This is a genomic window from Vibrio sp. E14 (assembly GCF_020515785.1).
GTDB classification, from domain to species: domain Bacteria; phylum Pseudomonadota; class Gammaproteobacteria; order Enterobacterales; family Vibrionaceae; genus Vibrio; species Vibrio diabolicus.
On record NZ_JAHPJI010000002.1, the window covers coordinates 403,812 to 428,026 of the forward strand.

Annotated in this window: 19 protein-coding genes; 4 read left to right on the plus strand and 15 right to left on the minus strand. The window is 45.6% G+C overall.

Annotated elements, in window-relative coordinates; translation table 11 throughout:
* Positions 1 to 2: 2 nt before the first annotated feature.
* The 9 genes from LIX84_RS07145 to fabB all read right to left on the minus strand — a co-directional run bounded on the left by LIX84_RS07145 (position 3) and on the right by fabB (position 12,803).
* Positions 3 to 494 (minus strand): CvpA family protein, encoded by a 492-nt coding sequence (locus LIX84_RS07145; protein ID WP_005380590.1) that lies wholly within the window; start codon positions 492 to 494, stop codon positions 3 to 5.
* Between the two features lie 61 nt (positions 495 to 555).
* On the minus strand, positions 556 to 1,149 hold the full coding sequence (locus tag LIX84_RS07150) for an SPOR domain-containing protein (RefSeq protein ID WP_226420989.1): 594 nt from the start codon (positions 1,147 to 1,149) through the stop codon (positions 556 to 558).
* 14 nt (positions 1,150 to 1,163) lie between these two features.
* Positions 1,164 to 2,426, minus strand: a complete 1,263-nt coding sequence (gene folC, locus LIX84_RS07155) for a bifunctional tetrahydrofolate synthase/dihydrofolate synthase (protein ID WP_226420990.1) — start codon at positions 2,424 to 2,426, stop codon at positions 1,164 to 1,166.
* A gap of 46 nt (positions 2,427 to 2,472) precedes the next feature.
* Positions 2,473 to 3,399: an acetyl-CoA carboxylase, carboxyltransferase subunit beta gene (gene accD / locus LIX84_RS07160; protein ID WP_005397203.1), complete on the minus strand. Its 927-nt coding sequence runs from the start codon at positions 3,397 to 3,399 to the stop codon at positions 2,473 to 2,475.
* A 197-nt stretch (positions 3,400 to 3,596) separates the two neighbouring features.
* Complete coding sequence (gene truA / locus LIX84_RS07165) at positions 3,597 to 4,391, minus strand: tRNA pseudouridine(38-40) synthase TruA (RefSeq protein WP_047010110.1); 795 nt, start codon at positions 4,389 to 4,391, stop codon at positions 3,597 to 3,599.
* Positions 4,392 to 4,529: 138 nt separating this feature from the next.
* Positions 4,530 to 8,909: a FimV/HubP family polar landmark protein gene (locus LIX84_RS07170; RefSeq protein ID WP_226420991.1), complete on the minus strand. Its 4,380-nt coding sequence runs from the start codon at positions 8,907 to 8,909 to the stop codon at positions 4,530 to 4,532.
* A gap of 197 nt (positions 8,910 to 9,106) precedes the next feature.
* Complete coding sequence (locus tag LIX84_RS07175; RefSeq protein WP_053808783.1) at positions 9,107 to 10,120, minus strand: aspartate-semialdehyde dehydrogenase; 1,014 nt, start codon at positions 10,118 to 10,120, stop codon at positions 9,107 to 9,109.
* Entirely contained in the window at positions 10,117 to 11,250 is a 1,134-nt protein-coding gene (locus LIX84_RS07180) for a 4-phosphoerythronate dehydrogenase (protein ID WP_226420992.1), read from the minus strand. The genes LIX84_RS07175 and LIX84_RS07180 overlap by 4 nt, the downstream gene beginning before the upstream one ends.
* 341 nt (positions 11,251 to 11,591) lie before the next feature.
* Complete coding sequence (gene fabB / locus LIX84_RS07185) at positions 11,592 to 12,803, minus strand: beta-ketoacyl-ACP synthase I (RefSeq protein ID WP_006741726.1); 1,212 nt, start codon at positions 12,801 to 12,803, stop codon at positions 11,592 to 11,594.
* 128 nt (positions 12,804 to 12,931) lie between these two features.
* Between fabB and mnmC the strand changes: the two genes are divergently transcribed.
* Positions 12,932 to 14,950, plus strand: a complete 2,019-nt coding sequence (gene mnmC, locus LIX84_RS07190; RefSeq protein WP_226420993.1) for a bifunctional tRNA (5-methylaminomethyl-2-thiouridine)(34)-methyltransferase MnmD/FAD-dependent 5-carboxymethylaminomethyl-2-thiouridine(34) oxidoreductase MnmC — start codon at positions 12,932 to 12,934, stop codon at positions 14,948 to 14,950.
* A gap of 76 nt (positions 14,951 to 15,026) precedes the next feature.
* Here the strand turns inward: mnmC and LIX84_RS07195 are convergent, their stop codons facing one another.
* The 3 genes from LIX84_RS07195 to LIX84_RS07205 form a co-directional block, all read right to left on the minus strand.
* Positions 15,027 to 15,551, minus strand: a complete 525-nt coding sequence (locus LIX84_RS07195; RefSeq protein WP_104972025.1) for an NADPH-dependent FMN reductase — start codon at positions 15,549 to 15,551, stop codon at positions 15,027 to 15,029.
* Positions 15,552 to 15,696: 145 nt separating this feature from the next.
* Complete coding sequence (locus LIX84_RS07200) at positions 15,697 to 15,960, minus strand: YfcL family protein (RefSeq protein ID WP_226420994.1); 264 nt, start codon at positions 15,958 to 15,960, stop codon at positions 15,697 to 15,699.
* A gap of 25 nt (positions 15,961 to 15,985) precedes the next feature.
* Complete coding sequence (locus LIX84_RS07205) at positions 15,986 to 16,516, minus strand: elongation factor P hydroxylase (protein ID WP_012841543.1); 531 nt, start codon at positions 16,514 to 16,516, stop codon at positions 15,986 to 15,988.
* Between the two features lie 333 nt (positions 16,517 to 16,849).
* Here LIX84_RS07205 and LIX84_RS07210 point away from each other — a divergent pair, with 333 nt between their 5' ends.
* Positions 16,850 to 17,473 carry a trimeric intracellular cation channel family protein gene (locus LIX84_RS07210; protein WP_012841541.1) on the plus strand — a complete coding sequence of 208 codons (624 nt, stop codon included), beginning with the start codon at positions 16,850 to 16,852 and terminating at the stop codon, positions 17,471 to 17,473.
* An 86-nt stretch (positions 17,474 to 17,559) separates the two neighbouring features.
* Here the strand turns inward: LIX84_RS07210 and aroC are convergent, their stop codons facing one another.
* Both aroC and prmB read right to left on the minus strand, forming a co-directional pair.
* The gene (gene aroC, locus LIX84_RS07215; protein WP_226420995.1) at positions 17,560 to 18,645 is read right to left on the minus strand and encodes a chorismate synthase; all 1,086 of its coding nucleotides are present in this window, start codon (positions 18,643 to 18,645) and stop codon (positions 17,560 to 17,562) included.
* Positions 18,646 to 18,824: 179 nt separating this feature from the next.
* Positions 18,825 to 19,757, minus strand: coding sequence for a 50S ribosomal protein L3 N(5)-glutamine methyltransferase (prmB, locus tag LIX84_RS07220; protein ID WP_226420996.1), 933 nt, complete (start codon positions 19,755 to 19,757; stop codon positions 18,825 to 18,827).
* A 63-nt stretch (positions 19,758 to 19,820) separates the two neighbouring features.
* Here prmB and smrB point away from each other — a divergent pair, with 63 nt between their 5' ends.
* Positions 19,821 to 20,351, plus strand: a complete 531-nt coding sequence (gene smrB, locus LIX84_RS07225) for an endonuclease SmrB (protein ID WP_046875553.1) — start codon at positions 19,821 to 19,823, stop codon at positions 20,349 to 20,351.
* Between the two features lie 97 nt (positions 20,352 to 20,448).
* On the opposite strand, the gene sixA is transcribed toward smrB, so the two are convergent.
* Positions 20,449 to 20,913 carry a phosphohistidine phosphatase SixA gene (gene sixA, locus LIX84_RS07230; protein WP_005397904.1) on the minus strand — a complete coding sequence of 155 codons (465 nt, stop codon included), beginning with the start codon at positions 20,911 to 20,913 and terminating at the stop codon, positions 20,449 to 20,451.
* A 375-nt stretch (positions 20,914 to 21,288) separates the two neighbouring features.
* On the opposite strand from sixA, the gene LIX84_RS07235 reads away from it, so the two are divergent.
* Positions 21,289 to 24,066 carry an insulinase family protein gene (locus LIX84_RS07235; protein WP_226420997.1) on the plus strand — a complete coding sequence of 926 codons (2,778 nt, stop codon included), beginning with the start codon at positions 21,289 to 21,291 and terminating at the stop codon, positions 24,064 to 24,066.
* Positions 24,067 to 24,215: the final 149 nt, after the last annotated feature.

Consider the following 24,215-nt stretch of genomic DNA (forward strand, 5'->3'; position numbering starts at 1 on the left):
TACTAGATAGTGCCAGACAGAAAACTTGATGTTGCTTGTAAATGCTCGAAGAATGGGGCGATGATACGGCTGAACTCAGGGATCAACTGTGAATCTTTCCACCAATCCGAGCTTGGGAATGCAGTAAACGCATCCATAAAAAACAGCACCGCAGAAACAATTAAGACTCCGCGTAGACCACCAAATACAATCCCAAGAATTCGATCCGTACCTGATAGCCCTGTTTTTTGTACCAGTTGACCAATGACGTAATTCACCACTGCACCAACTACCAAGGTCGCGACAAATAAAGCCGCAATCGCCGCTCCGTTACGAAACATGTCATCTTCGATGTTGGTGAAGTACACCGCCAATTTGGCGTAGTAGTTGCTGGAGATAAAAAACGCTCCAAACCAAATCACCAAAGACAAAGCTTCTTTAGCAAAACCGCGAACTAAACTGATCAGAGCTGAAAATCCGATCACACCTAAAATGATAAAATCTATCCAATTCATGTTTTCTTCATCTTAAGTTGGCGCGCATTTTAACAGAAAAAATGCTGACGCAAACGTTTTCTTATGGATTTAATGGCTTAAATTTAAGCAATTGACCTTTTGAGCCTGTAATTTTTTGTAATTCCTTGACTTGTCGTTCAAGTTTACTTTTTGACACATCAGGACCAACAATCACTCTCGTAAACTCGTTTTCTTTCTTTGTATGAGCTTGATAGCCACGCTTTTGCAAATCAGCGACAAGCGCGACCGCATTTTCGTGATTCTTAAGCGCCATCAACTGAATGATCCAAGCAGAATCTTCATATTGATTTTTTTCTTGCACAGGACGAGTGGCCACCTCAACTTGCTCTGGCTGTTTGATGACCTCTGGTTTAGGCGTCGGCGTTGGGTCGTGCTCAGAAGCAGCCACTTGAGCGTCCTCTTGCTCCTGCACCACCGCTTCAACTGGAGAGTCCGGTAACGCTATATCGTCTTCCACTGGCTCTAATATTTCGAAGTTTTCCACATCACTATCAAGTTCAGGTTTGATAGGAATACTGGCAAATTCTTCTTTATAGTGCAGTTTCTTACCATCTAGCACATCGGGAAGAACAATCACTCCGACTGCGACTAGAATGATGGTGCCGACTAAACGACTTTGGAATTTACTTGCCATCAAAATACCTTTGCTTATTTATTCTTTGATTGCCAATGTTCCAATACCTCTCCGACAGTATGGAATGAACCAACCACCAGAATGACGTCTTCTTGCTTTGCGTGGCTTCTTGCATTCTCAAAGGCGTCAACAGGGTTTTCAAAATGAACTTGCCCATCAGGTAAGTATTGGCACAACTCTCCAGCAGTCGCCGCTCTCGGTCCGGTTAGCGACGCTGGATACCATTGTGTTGCAATTGGAGTTAGCGCTTCAATGGTTGCTTTAATGTCTTTGTCATGCAGCATTGCAACCACAATATGGATATTCTTACCCAGATATTGTTGCTTCACTTTCTCTACCAAATACTCAGCAGAGTGCGGGTTGTGCGCGACATCAAGGATTATCTCCGGCTCATGATGCAATATCTGCATACGCCCTGCCAGGCGAGCATTATTCAAGCCATTGACAATGTTTATGTCAGTGATTTGCAATTCCGATGCTCCCAACGCCATCAATGCTGTTGCCGCGTTTTGTAGCGGTAACGATGGGACAGGTAAATCCTCTAACGCAAATGCACCACTGCTCCACTTCCAACCATTATTAGTTAGTTGGTAATAATACTGAATACCAACTTGGAAGAACTCAGAGCCAATATCGTCAGCATGAGCCGCCACGGTCGCCGGTGGCGTTGGTTGACCACAAATTGCTGGCTTCCCTGAACGGTAAATGCCTGCCTTTTCAAAACCAATGACATTGATGTCATCACCAAGCCAATCCACATGATCGATAGCTAAGCTCGTAATAACAGAAACATCATGGTCAACAACGTTGGTGGCATCTAGACGGCCGCCAAGTCCTACTTCAAGCAACACAACGTCGACTTTCTCTACTTGGAAAATACGTAGCGCAGCAAGCGTACCGAATTCAAAGAGGCTAAGACTAATATCACCACGCTGCTTTTCTACATAGTCGAATGCTTCACAGTGCTTTGCATCTACAACGTCGACGCCATTAATGCGTACACGCTCGTTGTAACGAATCAGGTGCGGAGAGCTGTAAACACCGACTGAATAGCCAGCATCGAGTAAAATAGCTTCCATTAACGCACACGTTGAGCCTTTGCCATTGGTGCCGGCAACAGTGATTACGGTTGGAGCTGGTTTGGTAAGATTGGCTTTGTTTGCTACCGCTTGGACACGGTCTAAGCCTAGATCAATTGCTGAGGAATGAATATTTGCTAAATAATCAAGCCACATCTCTAATGAAGATGTGGCTTGAGGAATTGGGTTTTGGGTCATCTAACTTTAACCATTAAATTCTTTGGTTTTTATGTTAGTTGATACTTTACCCTTTTTCGTCCGCTTCTGGTACAGAATATGGTTCTTCATTTGGAGATTCGTTAACCGAAACCACCAAAGGAGACTTGTGGTTAGTCATCTTAGCGATTAGACCACCCACACGCTGACGCATTTCACGACGGTCAACGATCATATCAATCGCACCGTGATCAAGCAGGAACTCACTACGCTGGAAACCTTCAGGAAGATCTTCACGCACTGTTTGCTCGATAACACGACGACCAGCAAAGCCAATCAGCGCCTTAGGTTCACCGATGTTGATATCACCCAACATAGCCAAACTTGCTGATACACCACCCATTGTAGGGTCAGTTAGAACCGAAATAAACGGCAGACCTTTTTCTGATAGACGCTCAAGCGCAGCACTGGTTTTTGCCATTTGCATAAGAGACATCAATGCCTCTTGCATACGAGCGCCACCACTTGCTGAGAAACAAACAAGTGCACAATTGTTTTCAATTGCTGCATCCACCGCTTTAACGAAGCGAGCACCAACAACTGAACCCATTGAACCGCCCATAAAGGAGAATTCAAACGCACACGCCACAAGGGGTAGACCAAGCAGTTCACCTTGCATCACAACTAGCGCATCTTTCTCTCCGCTGTTTTTTTGTGCTGCAGAGATACGCTCTTTGTATCGCTTAGAATCTTTAAATTTCAGTTTATCCTGTGGCTCAAGTTCGGTACCTAATTCAACTCGATTGCCTTCATCTAAAAACGTTTCCAAACGACGACGCGCTTTCATGCGCATGTGATGGTTACACTTTGGACAAACTTCTAGGTTACGCTCTAGTTCAGCATGATATAAAACCTGTTCACAAGAGGTACATTTAGTCCACACACCTTCTGGGATAGAAGCTTTGCGTGAACTTACTAGGTTGCTTTTCTCTAAAATCTTTTCAAGCCAACTCATGGAAGACCTTTTCTCTCAACTCTTCCGCTTCATTGCGAAAGATATAAATTCGACATAATACCGACGGATTAAACCATATCTTGCAGCTACTGTAGATAAAAAACTGGTTGTACCTATTTTTGATATCATAAATAGCGTATGTTTTCCGCTCACATTCAATGTAAACACTACCGATATTTTGAAATAAGTTTGTAAAATTAGTTCAAATTATCTGGCAAAAACAGTGGACCGATCGGCACTTCAGGTAACCCAAATTCTTCTGGATAGTCTACATCTACCAGGTACAGACCTTCCGCTTTCGCTGTCGCACCCGCTAGTTTGCGATCTTTAGCCTCTAGTAACCATTTGATCCATTCAGGGCTCTCTTCACCACGTCCAACCTTTATCAAGCTACCCGTGATGTTACGAACCATATGATGCACGAACGCATTAGCTTTAATATCAATAACCACATAGTTCCCATGGCGCGTAACGTTCAGATGCATCAAGTTTCGAAATGGGCTACGAGACTGACAATGCGCCGCACGAAACGACGTAAAATCATTTTCACCAAGCAGATACTGCCCTGCCTCATGCATTTTTTTCTCGTCGAGCTCACCATGATAGTGGCTCACACCAGAGTTTAAGATGCCAGGTCGTAAAGCATGATTGAAAATAATGTAACGATAACGGCGCGCTGTCGCTGAGAATCGTGCATGGAAATCATCTGGGACTTCCTTAGCCCAACGAACCGCTATATCACTTGGCATGTTCGCGTTTGCGCCCATGGTCCAAGCTACCATTTTTCGAGTAACGTTGGTATCAAAGTGCACAACTTGTCCTGTGCCATGCACGCCAGCGTCTGTCCGACCAGCACACTGTACTTCAACTGGGTGATTAGCAACAACGGACAATGCTTTCTCTAGCTCTTCTTGGACACTTTTCACTTCTCTTTGGCGCTGCCAACCAAAGTAGTTTGTACCGTTGTACTCGATACCTAATGCGATTCTCATCTTAACCTTCGAACTCTAAAATGGGGCGGGAAGTATATACTCAAGTCACCTCAAGTTGCCAGTTTCAACAAGGATGACGTAAAGGCATCACCATACTAGCGAGACACAAAAAGGGTAGCCAACGCTACCCTTTTCGATTTATCGGCCATTAATGGCATCAATCAGGCTCTTTGCTTCGCGGCGAATATCATCTTCACCGTAAACAATCGCCTCTTCTAGTAGTTTTATCGCCCCTTGAGAATCATTCATCTCGAGATAGATTTTAGCAAGGTCCAGTTTTCCAGCAGCTTCAGCATTGCTATCTACGTCAACATCGCCGATCTCACCGATAACATCTGGAAACTCGTTCAATCCGACATCAAGCTTCAGATCTTCCTCTTCGAACTCACCACCTTCTTTATCGACCTGAGCCATCAATTCATCAATCGTCATAAATTGATTTTTCTTCGGGTCGAAGTCATCCAAGTCGCTTTGCTCTGCCCAGTTTTCTTGCGCGATCTCTGGCTGACTTAGTGCATCACTTGAATTCCAGACATCACGCTGGTCCTCGGGCACTTCGTCCGCAGAACTTACGCTATCGGCAGCGGGTTTAAAGCCATCCCAATCATCTCCAACATCAAGCATGGTTTCAAAATCCATACCTGCGCTTGCGATGGTGTCACTGTCTAACTGACCTTCAAATACCTCTGAACTTGCGTCTTCAGCAAGAAGGTTAGCCATTGAAGATTCATCATCCAAGTCACTTAGCGGCTCACCCTCTGTCGCCGTTGGCTGCACTTCTGGTTCATTATCAAGACCGTTTTGCTGCGCAAAAACTTCAAACAAAGCATCATGATCGTTATCGGCTTGAAGAGTTGGTCTCGATGTCTCAGCTTCAACATTAGGAGTCTCTGGCGCACTCTCATTCATTGATGCGAGAACATCTTCCTCATTGAACTCAGGAAGATCTTGGTCGTCAAAACTTAGCTCTTCATCCTCACCGGAGATTGGTTCTATATCTGCGGTTTCAGAACTCGGTAATTCTGGCTCTTCTTCCATAGACGCCAATGCATCTTCTTCACTGAATTCTGGCAGTTCGAGTTCATCAAAATCGAACTCTTCTTCTGCTTCAGTCGCCGACTCAGCTTCAGAGCGCTCAGGCTCGATAGATTCTGGTTCATCTAACGCAGATTCGTCCGCCATGGACGCCAATGCATCCTCTTCACCAAACTCTGGCAGTTCGAGTTCATCAAAATCGAACTCTTCTTCTGCTTCAGTCGCCGACTCAGCTTCAGAGCGCTCAGGCTCGATAGATTCTGGTTCATCTAACGTAGGTTCGCCTGCCATGGACGCCAATGCATCCTCTTCACTAAACTCTGGCAGTTCGAGTTCATCAAAATCGAACTCTTCTTCTGCTTCAGTCGCCGAATCAGCTTCAGAGCGCTCAGGCTCGATAGATTCTGGTTCATCTAACGTAGGTTCGCCCGCCATGGACGCCAATGCATCCTCTTCACTAAACTCTGGCAGTTCGAGTTCATCGAAATCGAACTCTTCTTCTGCTTCAGTGGCCGAATCAGCTTCAGAGCACTCAGGCTCGATAGACTCTGGGTCATCAAACGCAGGTTCGTCCGCCATGGATGCCAGTGCATCTTCTTCACTGAACTCTGGTAGTTCGAGTTCATCAAAATTGAGTTCTTTTTCTGCTTCAGTAGCCGACTCAACTTCAGAGCGCTCAGGCTCGATAGACTCTGGGTCATCAAACGCAGGTTCGTCCGCCATGGACGCCAGTGCGTCTTCTTCACTGAACTCTGGTAGATCAAGTTCATCAAAATCGCACTCTTCTTCTGCATTGGTGGCCGAATCAGTTTCTGATGCTAGTTCTGAACTTTCTGGCTCACTTTTGTTACCCGAGTTTTGTTCTTGTTCTGGTTGAGTTTCACTTTCTAGTTCAGGCTCATCCAGTAGCCAATCTTCTTCTTGTGGAACACCAAATTCATTTTCTACTGTATTTGGTGTCGGAGTGAACGCTGGAGCGTCTTCTACTGTCTCAACTTGAGGCGGCACTTTAGCATCAGGCTCTACTGATGCATCTTGCGTTGACTTAGAATTGGCATCCTCTTCTTGTTGTGGCGAAGATTCCTCTATCTCAGCTTGCGGCTCTTCAACTTGTTGTTGCGCTAAATCATCTTCAGTATCAAATAGCGCATCCAGTTCAGCAGAAAAGTCCGCGTTTTCTTGCTCTGTAGGCTGAAGCTCTTCACTGTCTGACTCAAACAAGTCGTCTAGCTCGCTCATTAAAGGATCGTTCTCTGGTGAGAGGTCCTCTAAATCACCCAGAAACTCATCGCTGCTAAATGGCTCTGAATCAGTTTCTGGCTCGGTTAATGGTTGCTCTGGCGCTGTTTGTTGCGGATCTGGTTGACTGTCACTTAATAAAGCATCGATGTCCAAACCAGACTCAATTTCCGGCTCTTCATGAGCGGGCTCTGACTCGGCTATTGAAGATGGTTTTTCGTCGCCGTCTGGTTCGCCAAAACCAAGTGAAGCGAGTAACTCTTCCTCTTCCGATTTAGTCTGTGCAGGGCTTTCGTCCTCTCGAATCAGATCATCAAACGGGTCTAACTCAGTCTCAGTTCCTGTCTCTTCATCAAGTTCGGATGTAACGTCATCAATGAGTTCATCTAGTAAATCTGTGCTATCTGCATCTAACTCTTCAATCGAGTCATCACCTTCAAAACCAGAGAGTGCTTCTAGCTCATTCAGTGGGTCAAACTCGTCATCTGTTTCATCTTCGTCAAAATCGATCAGTTCATCGAGTAAGTCCGTACTGTTTTCATCTAGAACGGCGTCTTCACTGGCGTCACCTTCAACTTCTGTCGACTCAGTAACAGGCTGCTCGTATTGAGCTAATAGCTTATCGATATCGTCATCAGATGCCTCTCCTGCGCTGAAATCATCATCCGATACGGGCTGTTTTAGTTCAGGTTCATCGGTATCTAGGTCGAAGTCGTCGTTGCCAAGTTCCGCAAACAAGTCATCAAGCATATCCTGATCGACAGTGTCACTTGGTAACTCTTCTGACGGCTCATCTGCTGCAAGTAGTTCCGCAAATGCGTCATCTGAGAGCGAATCTGCTTTCTCGTTCGTATCATCTGAAAGATCGAAGCCAGCCTCATCGTCATCGAGCACTTCTAGTTCTGGAGCAACCTCATCTAAGGCTCGCTCCATCTCTTCTAAACCAAGCGCTTTTTCTTCGCCGTTAACTTGGATACCATTGTTCGATGACTCAAACTCATCCAGACCAACATCCAGGTCGCCGTCATCACCGATCCCCGCAAATGGGTCATCGTCCCCTTCTAGGTTGAAATCCAGTTCTTCATCGTCAAGGTTGGCAAAGACGTCTTCTTCTAAATCTGGCTTCTCTTCTTGTGTAGCCTGAGTATTAATATCTTCATCTGCGAACAACTCATCATCAAGTGTGAGTTCTTCATCCAGCTCGTCCGTCGCCGCTAAACCAATTGGCGCAGCTAATGGATCGGTTTCCTGCGGCGATTGCGCAGCAGGCTCTTCCTCTTTGTTTTTAGAACGGCGACCAAGCAACATCACAACCAATAGTGCCAGCAATGCACCTGGAATAAGCGCCGCTAAGCCGACAAGCCAACCATTAGACAAAATCTTGTCAATCGTACTTGGCTGCATGCGTTGTTGCTCAGCAAGGCGCTGGCGCTCTTCAGCAAGCAGTTTCTCGACTTCCGAGCGAATGCGTTCTTCGTCATTCAGCTCATTTTTCAAGGTTTCAACTTCGCTTTGCACTTCTGACAACATTAAGCGAAGACGATGGTTCTTCTCTTCCAATGACTCTAATTCACTTTGTGAGCCTTGAAGTTTGTCTTTTAACGCACTGACCTGCTTTTCACCCTGCGGAGAGGTGTTCACAGGTGGCGCAGGAATAACTGGTATTGTTTTTTGAACCGGTTTTGGTTCCGCAGCTACAGTGATTTCTGGTTTAGGAGCAACAGGCTTGGGTTCTACTTTTATTTGTGGCTTTGGTTGCTCGGTGACGCGTTGCGCTGGCGTGGCTCTATTTGTCGGCTTCGGCTGTTTTAACTTAGCCTCGTGCGCCTTCATAATCGCAACAGCTTGCTCTGTAGTCGCGCTTTGCACTTGCTCTAGAGACGGTACTCGTAGTCGACTCCCTGGAATCAACTCATGAATGTTTTGGTTCTCAAACGCTTGAGGGTTAATTCGATAAATGGCAAGAAGCGTTTGTTGAACGGTAACACCGCGTGAAGGTCGTAATTCTGAAGCGATCGACCATAGTGTTTGATTTTCACCAGTCGGACCAAAGAAACGTGACGGCTGAGTATTTGCAGGAGGAGCAGGTAATGCTCGCTCAATATCTTCAGCATAGCTCGGAGATGATTGCACTTCACCAGACGGTCCAACAAGACGAATTCCTTCGGCTTGAACCACTGATGATGTCTGAGTCGCGCTCATCAACACAAGGGCTGCTAACAAACGCTTATAATTTTGACGCATAGAAGGCTCAGTTTTGTGCTAAATACAATTTGAAATGGTGATCGGTTAAATATATCGGATATCACATGCAAAACTATAGCGTTGAGAATAAAAAATGTGTGGCTCTCGCCATATTCGTACTAATCTCACACTATTTTGTTCCGTTCGTACAAAAAAGCCTCGCACAATGCGAGGCTTTGAAATGAACAGTAAGTGACTTAGTAGTAATCGCGGATCAGGACTTCAGCGATTTGTACCGCGTTAGTTGCTGCGCCTTTACGCACGTTATCCGCCACAACCCACAAGTTTACACCACTGTGGTGGCTGATATCGTTGCGGATACGACCAACCATAACATGATCTTTACCGCCCGCATCACGCACTTGTGTCGGGAAGTCATCACCGTGGAAGACTTCAATGCCTTCTGTTTGCTCAAGTAGATTAATGACTTCTTGTGCATCAATTGGAGAGCGAGTCTCAATGTGAAGCGCTTCAGCATGACCATAGAATACCGGCACACGCACACACGTTGGGTTTACTGTGATTGATGGATCGTTAAAGATCTTCTGTGTTTCCCACACCATTTTCATTTCTTCTTTGGTGTAGCCATTTTCCATCATCTGATCGATTTGCGGAATACAGTTAAACGCAATCTGTTGAGAGAATTGCTTCTTATCCGCTGGCAGACCGTTTAGAAGCTTAGCCGTTTGACCTGCTAGTTCGTCAATGCCCGCTTTACCCGCACCAGATACGGATTGGTATGTAGATACGTTAATACGCTCAATACCCACTGCATCGTGAATTGGTTTTAGTGCCACCAGCATTTGAATGGTCGAACAGTTTGGGTTCGCGATGATGTTACGGTTACGAAACTCTGCAATCGCTTCTGGGTTTACTTCTGGCACAACGAGAGGAATGTCGTACTCGTAACGGAAGTGTGAAGTGTTGTCGATAACGATAACACCTTCATCTGCCGCGATTGGCGCCCATTTTTCAGATAGCTCACCACCAGCAGAGAACAACGCAATATGAGCTTGAGACCAATCAAACTCTTCAACGTTCTGTACACGAACCGTTTTGCCATTAAAGCGATAAGTCTTGCCTTCGCTACGCTCACTTGCCAATAAGTGAATGTCACCCACTGGGAATTTACGTTCTTGAAGCACTTCTAAAATTGTTTCACCGACCGCACCGGTCGCACCTAAAATGGCAACATTATATTGCTGGCTCATTGACTTACCTCAATCTGAAAACCTAGTTCTGCTAATGGAGCAAGGTTACATGTTTTGTTACCCACTAGCGTGACAGCGCTGTATTCACGGCGATCCCAGTAGTTTTTACGCATCAGGTCAAAAGCACCTGGCTTACTGATCTCACGACGGAAAAGAGCGTCATCTCTACGCACATCATAGATTAACTGCGTGATGTTATGCAGTGTTGCTTCATCCCAAGCTCTGTCCAATACCATAGTTGGAACAGGCGCGGTTGGCAGTAAATCGCTGGCATGCGCACGTAATTCGTTATTTAAGAACTCACAGTAGCTGTTGAAAATCATCGTCGTACCGCGAGCTTTCCCTTCCAAGCCATAGCCTGCAACGTGAGGGGTTGCGAATGCTAGCAGAGGCAGAAGCTCCATATCAACCTCTGGTTCAAATTCAAATACGTCAAGCGCTGCGGTAAAACCGTCGTTTTTCAAAAGACGTTGCTTCAATGCCTCGTTATCAACGATTGGACCTCGCGCGGCGTTAATCAAAATCTGATCACCACGAAGCGAGTTTAAAACCGTTTCATCAATTAAATGATGAGTTGGATATGGGCCATCTTTGGTGATTGGCGTATGTAGTGTAATGATGTCTGAGCTTTCAATCAGTTCTGTCAACGGAGTAAAGCTACGAGGATCACCAGCCTCTTGTTTGAATGGGTCATTGATGAGAACTTTAATCCCCATGCCTTTCAAACATTTCTCTAGGTAGCTACCTACTTGGCCTGCACCAATAATACCTACCGTCTTGTCAAACACCGAGAAACCGTGTTGCTGTGCGAGCACCATCATCACGCTGAACGCGTATTCCGCCACCCCCACTTTGTTACACCCTGGCGCCGCAGTGAAGAAAATGCCTTTCTCTTTTAAAAGTGCTTGGTCAACATGATCCATACCTGCTGTTGCCGTACCAACAAACTTCAGCTTGTTTGCTTTGCTGATCAGGTCAGCATTCACTTTGGTGACTGAGCGAATCATTAGGGCATCAACATCCACTAAATCATCAGCCGTCAGTGTACGACCTGGTTTTAGAATTACGTTACCGAGTTGGCTGAATAGCTCTTCAGCGTACGGCATATTTTCATCAACAATAATTTTCATAGCGCCAGCGTTTTAACATCCATTTGTATGAGTTCGTTTATTCGCAAGATGCGAAACTAAAGCGATTGTGCCCTTTTCCCGAAAAATCTCAAGAAATAACCCTAATAAACCTCAAGGAGATTAGTTCCAAAGAAATCGTTTAACGGGAAGCAACGTAAAAAGCAGAAATTGAGAAAAGAAAAAGCCCGGCTAAATAGCCGGGCAAAGTTCCAGAACAAAAGGATCCTATCCCGCTCTCCATGGGATAGAGTCTGCGTCTGTTCGATCAGTGTGACTGATCAAGCTCTGGAAACTGGATTGTTGACGCTGTTCTCACTCACGTGGCGCGCCAACAAATTCAGTTAACCTTGGTACTTTTTAATAACCAAAGTTGCGTTTGTGCCGCCAAAGCCAAAGCTGTTTGACATTACGGTTGTTAACTCTGCATCACGTGCTTCTGTCACGATGTCCAGACCTTGAGCTGCTTCGTCCAAGTTTTCAATATTGATGCTTGGAGCAATGAAGTTTTTGTCTAGCATAAGTGTTGAGTAAATCGCTTCGTGCACACCAGCGGCGCCTAGTGCGTGACCAGTCATTGCTTTTGTTGCAGAGATTGCTGGGCTGTTCTCACCAAACAATTGTTGGATCGCACCAAGCTCTTTCACGTCACCAACTGGTGTCGACGTGCCGTGCGTGTTGATGTAATCCACACCGTCAACGTCTTGCATCGCCATCTTCATACAACGGATCGCGCCTTCTCCTGATGGTGCTACCATGTCGTAGCCATCTGAAGTCGCACCGTAACCTACGATCTCACCGTAGATTTTCGCGCCACGTGCTAGAGCGTGCTCAAGTTCTTCGATAACCAGCATGCCGCCACCGCCAGAGATAACGAAACCATCACGGTCCGCATCATACGTACGAGATGCTTTGTCTGGAGTGTCGTTGTATTTCGTTGACAGCGCACCCATGGCGTCAAACATCATGGTTTGAGACCAATCAAGCTCTTCACCGCCACCCGCAAAAACAATGTCTTGTTTACCAAGTTGAATAAGCTCCATCGCGTGACCGATACAGTGTGCAGAAGTAGCACATGCAGAGCTCATTGAGTAGTTCACACCACGAATCTTAAATGGCGTAGCAAGACAAGCGGAAACCGTAGAAGACATAGTACGAGGAACCATGTAAGGGCCAACTCGTTTTACGCCTTTTGCGCGCATCGTGTCTGTCGCTACCGTTTGGTTATATGCAGAAGCACCACCAGAACCCGCAACGATACCGGTACGATCGTTTGAAACCTGATCCTCTGTAAGACCAGCGTCTGCGATTGCCTGCTCCATTGATAGGTATGCATAAGCAGCCGCATCACCCATAAAGCGCATCTGCTTACGGTCGATGTGTTCCGCCGGGTTGATTTTTAGGTCACCCCATACTTGCGAACGAAGACCGTGTTCTTTGAACTGCTCAGATGCAGTGATGCCAGATTTGCCCGCTTTAAGAGACGCTAGAACTTCTTCGACGTTGTTACCGATACTTGAAACAATACCCATACCGGTGATTACGACTCGTTTCATTATGACATTCCTATAATTCAAAAATCCGCTAGATGATAACTAAGATAGTCAACAAAAGTGGTCAGCTTTCCCATAAATTCGTACAATCGCCCCATTCTTACCGCGCCAAATCACAAATTTGCACCATTATGACTTCAATAAAAAACGCAGAACTTGGTTGGAACGAAGCTGGTACTCCGGTTTCAGACCAATTTGATGATGTTTACTTCTCTAACGTAAACGGTCTTGAAGAGACACGCTACGTTTTCTTAAAACAAAATCATCTCCCAGAAAGATGGCAGGAATTTGACCAAAGACGTTTTGTCATTGGTGAAACAGGATTTGGCACGGGATTAAACTTCTTAGCAGTATGCCAGTGGTTTAGTGAGTTTCGTCGCCAGTATCCAGACGCAACATTGAAAGAGCTGCATTTTATTAGCTTTGAAAAATATCCGCTAAGCCAAGCGGATTTAAAGAAGGCGCATGAAGCTTGGCCTGAGCTAGCTGAGTACGCGGAAAAGTTACAAAAGCACTACCCTGCCGCCGTGCCGGAATGTCATCGCATTATTTTAGAAGACGGCGCAATCACACTCGACCTTTGGTTTGGTGACATCAAAGACTGCATGCCGCAAGTGCCTTATGGCGAACAAGGACTGATTGACGCTTGGTTCTTAGATGGATTCGCGCCAAGCAAAAACCCAGAGATGTGGAACCAAAATCTGTTCAACAACATGGCTAAGTTAGCCAAGCAAGACTGTACAGTTGCCACTTTTACCGCAGCGGGCTTTGTGCGTCGAGGATTGAACGAAGCAGGCTTTGCAATGAAAAAAGTCAAAGGCTTTGGCACCAAGCGTGAAATGATCGCAGGTTCGATGGAACAACGCGAAAAGCAGTCGAACCATCTTCCGTGGTTCAATCGCACGGCGTCCAGCAATCTTGATTCGATTGCCATAATCGGAGGCGGTATTGCCAGCGCGGCGTTAGCGAAAACGTTGGTTCGTCGTGGCCAAAACGTCACGCTTTACTGCAAAGACACTCAACCAGCCGAAGGAGCTTCGGGTAATCGTCAAGGGGCCGTGTATCCATTGTTGAACGGTCCTCATACTGGTGTTTCGCGTGTGTTTGCGCCTGCATTTTTGTTTGCACGACAATTTATTGAACAAGCTGCGGAGTCGGTTACATTCGATCACGATTGGTGTGGTGTAACTCAGCTAATGTGGGATGAAAAATCTGCTGATAAGCTGGAAAAGATGCTTGCGGGTAATTTTCCTTCTGAATTGATTCAAAAACTGTCCGCCGACGAAACTGCGAATACTATCGGATTACCTATCGACATGTTGTCTGTGCACTACCCAATGGGAGGGTGGTTGTGCCCTGCCGAGCTAACGCGTGGGTTAATCAAACAATTAGAACAGACATCGTTACTCTCAACGAAGTTTGAACATCACGTTGAAGCATTAAATTGGGATGAAGAGCATCAGCTTTGGACACTAACGGTCAATGGTCAAACATTTGAGCACTCAACCGTTGTGATTGCGAATGGCCATGAGTTCCAGACATTGAGCCAAACCGCTTCCCTGCCGATGGGACAGGTGAAAGGGCAAGTCAGTCATGCTCCGGCAACCGAAACGCTGAGTCAATTGAAAACGGTATTGTGTTACGACGGCTACATGACGCCTGTTAACCCAAACAATCAGCACCTGTGCATAGGCGCGAGCTACGATCGCAGTCACCTAGACTACGAATTTGATGAAAACGCTCAGAAGGATAACGCAGAAAAGTTAGTTAAGTGCGTACCGAACCAAGAATGGCCAAAAGAGGTAGATATCAGGGGCAATCGATCTCGCCAAGGTATTCGCTGCGTGAGCCGAGATCACTTACCATTTGTCGGAAATGTGGGTGACTTTGAGACGATAAAAACGCAATACGCCAACTTACAAAATCAAAAAGCAGAAGAGGTAGAAACCGTTCATCAGTTCACTAACTTATTCTGCTTCTTAGGTTTAGGATCTCGTGGGCTGAGCTCTGCACCATTGTTAGCTGAAGTGTTGGCCTCGCAAATCTGTGGAGACCCGCTGCCATTACCTGTTGATGTATTGACCGAACTTCATCCAAGTCGAATGTGGGTTCGTAAACTAAGAAAAGGCAAAGCCATTACTGAGCTGTAAGAGTATTCTCTCGTTTACATTCCCGACGCAAATATGTGTCGGGAATCACTAACTCATTAAGTCACTCGTGTTGAAATTACTTCAGCTGTGCAATTGCCTGTCTCACTTGTTCTGCCACTTCCGGATTTACCGCCTCACCAGACTCCACGTCAAAGTTCTCGTAGAAGCTCGGCACAGATAGCGATGCTTTCACATCTGCTCCGAAAAATTGCGCGGAACCTGTTGCCGCCGCAAGAACGCTCTGTGCGCCACCCGGGCCAGGAGAAGTTGCTAAGTAAACGACCGGCTTGTTTTGAAATACGTTGCGCTCAATGCGCGTCGCCCAATCAAACAGGTTTTTATACGCTGCTGGGTATGAGCCGTTATGCTCTGCGAAGGAAACAACAATAGCGTCAGCCTCAGCCAAATCACGTAAAAATGCGACTGCACCTTCAGCTTGACCAATTTCTTTCTCTTTGTCTTCGCTAAACATCGGTACTTGATAATTGTTTAAGTCTAAAACGTTCACTTGAGCGTCTTCGACTTGGTTTGCTGCGTATGTAGCAAGTAATTTGTTGATTGAGGTAGAGCTGGTAGAAGCACCAAATGCGACAATTTTCATGGTTGTAATCCTTTGTTCACGTTTTATGCTAACCAGAATAAAAGTTGAACAGTTTCGCTACAACCACAAAAATTTTATGGAGAGGTTCGAATTTTTCGAAGTAGTAAATGATTTGGACTAATAAATGGAGAACGACGTTCGGAGATTAAGCCTGAGCCTGCAGTTGTTGCCACAAGTCACTGACGATCGCGCGATCAGCTGGGCTTAACTCGGTACGAGCGTCTTCCAAACTGCTCTCAATGCGTGACTTCAGCTCAGTAATATCGCTAATGCCTTCTTCTTCACAAGATGCCGCAGACAAAGAGATGTGACCACGTAGATAACCACCAGCAAACAATTCATCGTCAGATGCTGTTTCAATTCGAGCATCAATCAGTTCCAGTAGTTTTTCTTCAAATTCAATAATCATGGTGTATCTCTGAGGTTATTTGAGGTTATTTAACGCAAAAGTCTGACGCTTCCAGCGGCTTGGTTTGGTAAAACGCACGCAGAGCATCCGAAAGCATTTTCACTCGCAAAGGCAAGCCAGCTTCCAAAATACCTAACACTTCTTTATGCACTTTCTGCATAAAGCCGAGCCTATCTGGTTCAAAATCGCCGTGTAGATTGTCACAACTCACCGTAAAAGGGAAGCCAGCACTTTGTGCCAGAATCCATTCATAAGCTTGCGGACGCACTTCAACTTTCTCAAACTCCGCTTGAACTTCTGCCGTGCGCCCATCGGGTTCATACCAATAGCCAAAATCTTCCAGCAAACGACGCTCTGGCCCTGCCACACACCAATGCGAGATTTCGTGTAATGCGGAGGCATAAAAACCCCGAGCAAAAATAATCCGATGATGAGGGTGTTCATCATCAGCAGGAAGATAAATAGGCTCATCACCACCTAACTCCAATTTCGTATTAAATTGGTCTAAAAAGGTGTCATTAAAAATGGTGATAAGGTCTTGGTATTCGTGGGTCATCGTCGAGTTTGTACTTCAGTTTGACATGCGCTGGGTATTGTCGCTGTTTTTATCTATAAGGTAAAGATGCCCCCACAGTTTTGGTTATTAGTTGAATTTATCTGAACATCGCTTTCTCCATATAATTTCTCATTCGTCAGCGTACTCATTTGCTACTACACTCTCGCCTTATTTTGATGCTGCTCAAACTGCTGTTTTTTAAGCGGTTTGATTACAGGCATGTTGCTGGTTTTAATCACTTTTTAAGAATGATAAAACCTTTTGTAAGTGTTGTTGCTGCGCCTACGATGATTCACGTAGAACGTAGTGACTTTTTACGTTGAGTGTCTCCCTATGTTGCTAAGTGTGTTGTATATCATTGGTATCACGGCTGAAGCCATGACAGGTGCGTTGAGTGCTGGTAGAAGAAAAATGGACTGGTTTGGTGTTATGTTGGTGGCCAGTGCAACGGCCATTGGTGGTGGCACCGTACGTGACATTTTACTGGGACACTACCCTCTTGGTTGGGTAAAAAACCCAGAGTTCCTAGCAATCACGTGTATTGCGGGTGTACTTACCACAGGCTTAGCGAAATGGGTGATTAAGCTAAAAGGTCTATTCATCCGCCTTGATGCGTTAGGTCTAATCGTATTCAGCATCATCGGAACTAAGATTGCGATGGGCATGGGCTTACACCCTGGGATCTGTATGGTTTCAGCGCTAGTAACGGGTGTATTCGGTGGGCTACTCCGCGACTTAATCTGTCGCCAAACACCGTTGGTACTGCATGAAGAACTTTACGCTTCTGTCGCTCTTATCGCATCAGGAATGTACTTAGCGCTATTAGAATTTAATGTTCCCGATGTAACAGCCACTATCATTACACTGATCACCGGTTATATGCTGCGTATGGCCGCGGTACGTTTTAAGTGGCGTCTCCCTTCTTTCAATTTGGAAACGGAAGGCTCACTCCATTAATTTAAATCTAAACGCGTAATGAAAACACATTAAAAAGGCTGCTCATTGAGCAGCCTTTTGTCTCTCTATCAAGCTTATTTTTAAACTTAAATCTTCGGTGTTTCAGTTGTTACGCCATGGTTCTGACCACGATGACGCAGCAAATGATCCATCACCACAATCGCGAGCATCGCTTCAGCAATTGGTACGGCACGAATACCCACACAAGGATCATGACGGCCTTTGGTGCTCAATTGAGTTGGCTCACCTTCTTTTGTGATGGTCTCACCCGGAACGGTGATGCTTGATGTTGGCTTAAGCGCAATGTTAGCCACAATGTCTTGACCAGTTGAGATACCGCCAAGAATACCGCCCGCGTGATTACTGCCAAAACCTTCAGGAGCAAGCGTATCACGGTGTTGACTGCCTTTTTGGTTTACCACATCAAAGCCATCACCGATCTCAACGCCTTTCACCGCATTAATGCTCATTAGCGCGTGCGCGATGTCTGCATCCAGACGGTCAAATACAGGTTCACCAAGACCAACAGGCACGTTAGTTGCCACAACCTGAATTTTCGCGCCAATAGAGTCGCCTTCTTTTTTCAGGTCACGGATAAGTTGGTCAAACGCTTCTACTTTGTCCACATCTGGGCAAAAGAACGCATTGTTTTCGATTTCGTTCCAATCTACCTTGTCGATAGAAACATCACCCATTTGTGACAAGTACGCGCGAATCTCAACACCAAACTCATCTTTCAAGTATTTCTTCGCGATTGCACCCGCCGCCACACGCATTGCGGTTTCACGAGCAGACGAACGGCCGCCACCTCGATAGTCACGGATGCCATACTTTTGGTGGTAAGTATAATCAGCATGACCCGGACGGAATTTATCTTTGATGTCCGAGTAATCTTTTGAGCGCTGATCGGTGTTTTCAATTAGCAAACCGATCGATGTGCCTGTGGTTTTGCCTTCAAAAACACCAGAAAGAATTTTAACTTCATCCGGTTCACGACGTTGTGTGGTGTAACGAGATGTGCCTGGACGACGGCGGTCGAGATCGATTTGCAGATCTGCTTCTGTAATTTCTAACCCCGGAGGACATCCGTCTACGATACATCCCAGTGCGATACCGTGACTTTCCCCGAATGTCGTCACTCGGAAATGTTGTCCGATACTGTTTCCTGCCATTACTTCCTCAAGTTTTTATCGCTACGCCCTCTCAAACCAGAGCGCAACTGCTTTCCAATTCTTCGTGGATTCATAGTGGCTTTATTACGTTTTGATGTAAAGAGTTAATATCGGCGAGTTATGCATAAAAAAACACCGAGCATAAAGCTCGGTGTTTTGACATTTAGTGCAAGACCCTATTAGTCTTTGTACAGTTTGAACTCTTCGGCACACTCAACCAGCTGGTCACGCGTTAGCATGAATACGCCGTGACCGCCGTTCTCAAACTCAATCCAAGTGAACGGAATCTCTGGGTACTGTTCCATCATATGAATCATTGAGTTGCCAACTTCACAGATAAGAATGCCGTTATCTGTTAGGTAGTCTGGTGCGTTTGCTAGAATACGACGCACAAGTTTTAGGCCATCCGTACCGGCTGCTAAACCAAGCTCAGGTTCGTGTGTGAACTCGTCTGGCAGGCTGTTCATGTCTTCTTCATCCACATATGGTGGGTTAGACACGATCATGTTGTACTTCTCTTTTGGTAAGTCGCGGAACAAGTCAGAGCGAATTGGGAACACTTGCTGCTCCATGCCGTGATCTTGTACGTTTTGCTCAGCCACTTGTAGAGCATCTGTAGAGATGTCGATCGCATCCACTTCAGCTTCAGGAAAAGCGTGCGCACAAGCAATCGCGATACAACCAGAACCCGTACATAGGTCCATGATGCGCGTAGGCTCTTCCACCAACCAAGGTTGGAATTCAGCTTGAATCAACTCACCAATTGGAGAACGTGGCACGAGTACACGCTCGTCAACGAAGAACTCAAGACCGCAGAACCAAGCTTTGTTGGTTAGGTATGCAGTTGGTGTACGTTCATTGATACGTTTTACTACACGCTCAACAATACGCAGACGCTCGCTTGTGGTTAGGCGAGAGTTTAATACGTGCGGAGGCACATCAATCGGCAAGTATAAGGTTGGCAGGATAAGCTGAACCGCTTCATCCCACGCATTATCAGTACCATGACCGTAAAACAGGTTAGCTGCGTTAAAGCGGCTTACCGTCCAACGAATCATATCTTGAAGGGTATGCAGCTCCGATACCGCTTCTTCTACAAAAATCTTATCCAAAATTGCCTCCGAAAAGCGCTACAATACTGCCAATAAAAGTTTATTAATGAAATTGTTTACCTAATGAGCAAAAAAGACACCGAACACGATGACGATTTCGCCTTGTTTCAGGAAGCAGTACAGGGCGTAAAAAAGTTGCGACAGGATACCATAATCCAGCAACCAAAAAAAAATACTAAGCAAAAAGAAATCAAGCGCTCCAACCGTGAAGCGAGTGATTCTGAGTTTTACTTCTCCGACGAGTTTGTCCCTCTCTTAAATGAAGATGGCCCAACTCGTTATGCACGTGACGACGTCTCCACTTATGAAGTTAAACGTCTGCGTCGCGGCGTGTATGTACCGGACGTATTCCTCGATATGCACGGCATGACACAACAAGAAGCTAAACGCGAACTTGGTGCGATGATCGCCTACTGCGTCAAAAACGAGATTCACTGTGCGTGTGTGCAACATGGCATTGGTAAACACATCCTGAAACAGAAAGCGCCACTTTGGTTAGCACAACACCCAGACGTAATGGCTTTCCACCAAGCGCCACTAGAATTCGGCGGTGATGGTGCGTTGTTAGTTTTGCTCTCGATTCCAGAAAAGTAACTAGCTCACTGTAGAAGCAATTAAACAAAAAGGCAGGAAATTTCCTGCCTTTCTTCATTCTATATCTAATGTTTAAATGCTTATTTGGTTTCGACGCTTATGGCGTAATATGCCACAGCACTTCACCGTTTTGCGTTTGTAGATCGTATTCAATACATACTAGACCTGATGTAGGAAACATCGGTGGTGCCATGTCTTTTACAAACTCTGAAGTGAGATAACCAACCAAAGGCAAGTGAGAGACAAGCAGAAGCGAGTCTAGTTTTTCCACTTCAATCAATGCACTTGCAAAATCAAATACATGCTCAGATTGACCGTAAGGTGTAATATCTTCACAAGTTTCGATGCTTTTTGCAGCAAAATACTCGCTGATCTCTTGCCAAGTTTGTTGAGCTCTAATGTACGGACTCACCAACACTTTATCGAATTGCGCAAAACCTTGTTCTTTACAGGCTCTCGCAACCGCTTCTGATTCGACTCTGCCTCTTGGGGTCAATTGTCGTGCTGCGTCTGAATCTGCAAAATGCTCGGCTTCGCCGTGACGCATGATGAATATTTTCATGTTATTTCCTAGGGATAGCTAACGCTACCAAAAGGTTGACTGCTATCTTTATTAGATAGACGGGGCTAACTTTAATAATGACGAAACAAAAATACTGATATAATTATCTGTTCATTATACCAATTCGCTTGCTAAAGATAGCGACTTTCTTAACAATCTATTAAAAAGAATGTACTCAGTTCATCACAGTATTTAACTGTGTTATGAGTTCAGTGCATTCATTCAAACAGTTCTTCCCCATACGCAAACGCGATGGGCCTGTGCAGAAGTCTACGAATAACAAAAATACGGCAAGCAGTATTTGTCGAAACGCAAACTTTGCGCCCCCTAGCTAGGGGTTCATAATTACTGTAATGCGAAATCTGGAGACGCATCGTGCATCTAAGTCCTAACGATTCAAATCAATACCGCTACATTACCTTGAGCAATGATCTGCGTGTACTGCTGATTCATTCCGAGACAGCTCAACAGTCAGCAGCTGCTCTAGCAGTGAACGTTGGACACTTCGACGACCCAAACGATCGCCAAGGTCTGGCACACTATTTAGAACATATGCTTTTTTTGGGTACGGAAAAATACCCTAAAGTGGGCGAGTTTCAAAGCTATATTAGCCAGCATGGAGGAACAAATAACGCTTGGACGGGTACTGAGCACACTTGTTTCTTTTTTGATGTTACTCCGAATGCCTTTGAAAATGCCTTAGATCGATTTAGCCAGTTCTTTACCGCACCATTGTTTAACGAAGAAGCTTTAGACAAAGAACGCCAGGCTGTCGACTCCGAATACAAACTCAAACTTAATGACGATTCTCGCCGCCTGTATCAAGTCAACAAAGAAGTCATCAATCCAGATCACCCTTTCTCTAAGTTCTCAGTCGGCAACCTAGATACATTAGGTGACCGAGAGGGTAAATCCATCCGCGACGAAATTGTCGAGTTTCACCACTCTCAATACTCTGCCGATCTCATGACGTTGACGCTCTTTGGGCCGCAGTCGCTCGATGAACAGCAAGCGTGGGTAGAAGCCATGTTTGCCAATATCCCAAACCACCACCTTCGTGGAAAATCGATTGATGTCCCCATTAGCACCAAAGAAAGTACCGGGATTTTAGTTCAAGTTGAACCAATCAAAGAATTTCGAAAACTCATTCTCACCTTTCCAATGCCGGGAATGGATAAGCACTACGGCGTTAAACCACTCTCTTACTTCGCGCATTTACTCGGCTATGAAGGCGAAGGCAGCTTAATGCTCCAGCTAAAAAATGAAGGCTGGATTACTTCACTTTCTGCAGGAGGCGGCGCAAGTGGTAGCAACTATCGAGATTTTACGGTTAGCTGCACACTCACCCCACAGGGTCTCAACCACGTTGACGACATCATCCAAGCGGTTTTTCAATACCTCTCGATGATCAAACAAGACGGGCTAGATGAATGGCGCTATCTCGAAAAACAAGCGGTGCTTGAGTCGGCGTTTCGTTTCCAGGAACCATCTCGACCAATGGATTTGGTTAGCCATCTTGTTATCAATATGCAGCATTATCAGCCAGACGATACCATTTATGGCGACTACAAAATGGCGGGCTATGATGAACAACTGCAGCGTTCGTTGCTGCAATACTTAACCATCGATAATGTCCGTGTAACCCTGATTGCAAAAGGACTGGAATACAACCGTACTGCCGAATGGTACTTTACTCCATATTCCGTCACGCCTTTTAGTGATGAGCAACGCCGCTTCTATCAACAAATCGATCCAAGCTGGCAGTTCGTCTTACCAGAAAAGAACCCTTATATTTGCTACGATCTCGATCCCATGCCGTTCGAAAATGGTGGCTCACTACCAGAGTTAATTGAAGATCTCGAAGGCTTCCGACTTTGGCATTTACAAGATGATGAATTTCGCGTGCCAAAAGGCGTTGTATATGTCGCTATCGACAGCTCTCATGCTGTTGCATCACCGAAGAACATTGTCAAAACTCGCCTATGTGTCGAGATGTTCCTCGACTCGCTAGCAAAAGAAACCTATCAAGCTGAAATCGCAGGGATGGGTTACAACATGTATGCTCACCAAGGCGGGGTTACCTTAACCCTCTCAGGGTTCAGCCAAAAACTGCCTCAATTGTTGGAAATGATCCTGCACCGTTTTGCTTCTCGAGATTTCAGCCCTGCACGCTTTGAAACCATCAAGCAGCAACTGTTACGTAACTGGAGAAATGCTTCACAAGATCGTCCTATTTCGCAGCTTTTTAACGCACTTACAGGGCTACTTCAACCCAATAACCCGCCTTTCGCAACCTTAGTCGAAGCGCTAGAAGAAATCGAAGTCGATGAACTCTCGGTATTCGTAGAATCAATTCTTGCAGAACTGCACGTTGAAATGTTTGTTTACGGAGATTGGCAGCGTCAACAAGCGCATGACATGGCGACGACCTTAAAAGATGCCCTAAGAGTAAAAGAGCAGCGTTATGAAGAGGCGCTCCGCCCACTCATCATGCTGGGAAAAAACGGCAGTTTTCAACGTGAAGTACATTGTAACCAGCAAGATTCGGCGGTCGTTATTTACCACCAGTGTGAGGATATTGAACCTCGTAGCATTGCTCTATACTCATTGGCGAACCATCTCATGTCGGCAACATTTTTCCACGAGATCCGCACAAAACAGCAATTAGGTTACATGGTGGGCACTGGCAATATGCCACTTAACCGTCATCCGGGTATTGTGCTTTATGTGCAGTCACCCAATGCAGCGCCTGCCGAGCTGGTTACCTCAATCGATGAGTTCTTAAATGCCTTTTATATGGTGCTGTTAGAACTGAACGATTACCAATGGCATAGCAGTAAGCGCGGCTTGTGGAATCAAATAGCGACGCCGGACACCACACTGCGAGGTCGTGCTCAGCGTCTTTGGGTTGCAATAGGAAACAAAGACACCGAGTTTAACCAACGTGACAAGGTACTTGCTGAACTGAAGAAATTGACCCGAGCAGACATGATTCGCTTTGTCGTTAATGAGTTGAAACCTCGCACGGCAAACCGATTGGTCATGCACTCTCAAGGGCAATCGCATTCGGACGCTCCGCGCATCCACTTAGGGCAAGAAATTGGATCGATTGAAGAGTTCCAACTTAGGCCAAAAGATTGCGGCTTAGGATGATCTAATTGCGCAGTAATAAAATTATCGATTAGTAAGTATATACCTACAAACCAATGAGGTTGTGGGTCTCATAAATAGAATCGACACCATAATTGGCAGAAAATTGAAATTACGCCATTGCGGCTTATGCTCTAATTACCACACTAAAA

Coding starts and splice junctions, on each gene's coding strand:
- LIX84_RS07200 (WP_226420994.1), bottom strand. CDS start 15,960: ATGATTATTGAATTTGAAGAAAAACTACTGGAACTGATTGATGCTCGA.
- smrB (WP_046875553.1), top strand. CDS start 19,821: ATGAGCAAAAAAGACACCGAACACGATGACGATTTCGCCTTGTTTCAG.
- fabB (WP_006741726.1), bottom strand. CDS start 12,803: ATGAAACGAGTCGTAATCACCGGTATGGGTATTGTTTCAAGTATCGGT.
- aroC (WP_226420995.1), bottom strand. CDS start 18,645: ATGGCAGGAAACAGTATCGGACAACATTTCCGAGTGACGACATTCGGG.
- folC (WP_226420990.1), bottom strand. CDS start 2,426: ATGACCCAAAACCCAATTCCTCAAGCCACATCTTCATTAGAGATGTGG.
- LIX84_RS07145 (WP_005380590.1), bottom strand. CDS start 494: ATGAATTGGATAGATTTTATCATTTTAGGTGTGATCGGATTTTCAGCT.
- accD (WP_005397203.1), bottom strand. CDS start 3,399: ATGAGTTGGCTTGAAAAGATTTTAGAGAAAAGCAACCTAGTAAGTTCA.
- truA (WP_047010110.1), bottom strand. CDS start 4,391: ATGAGAATCGCATTAGGTATCGAGTACAACGGTACAAACTACTTTGGT.
- LIX84_RS07150 (WP_226420989.1), bottom strand. CDS start 1,149: ATGGCAAGTAAATTCCAAAGTCGTTTAGTCGGCACCATCATTCTAGTC.
- LIX84_RS07195 (WP_104972025.1), bottom strand. CDS start 15,551: ATGAAAATTGTCGCATTTGGTGCTTCTACCAGCTCTACCTCAATCAAC.
- LIX84_RS07175 (WP_053808783.1), bottom strand. CDS start 10,120: ATGAGCCAGCAATATAATGTTGCCATTTTAGGTGCGACCGGTGCGGTC.
- sixA (WP_005397904.1), bottom strand. CDS start 20,913: ATGAAAATATTCATCATGCGTCACGGCGAAGCCGAGCATTTTGCAGAT.
- LIX84_RS07180 (WP_226420992.1), bottom strand. CDS start 11,250: ATGAAAATTATTGTTGATGAAAATATGCCGTACGCTGAAGAGCTATTC.
- LIX84_RS07210 (WP_012841541.1), top strand. CDS start 16,850: ATGTTGCTAAGTGTGTTGTATATCATTGGTATCACGGCTGAAGCCATG.
- LIX84_RS07170 (WP_226420991.1), bottom strand. CDS start 8,909: ATGCGTCAAAATTATAAGCGTTTGTTAGCAGCCCTTGTGTTGATGAGC.
- mnmC (WP_226420993.1), top strand. CDS start 12,932: ATGACTTCAATAAAAAACGCAGAACTTGGTTGGAACGAAGCTGGTACT.
- LIX84_RS07205 (WP_012841543.1), bottom strand. CDS start 16,516: ATGACCCACGAATACCAAGACCTTATCACCATTTTTAATGACACCTTT.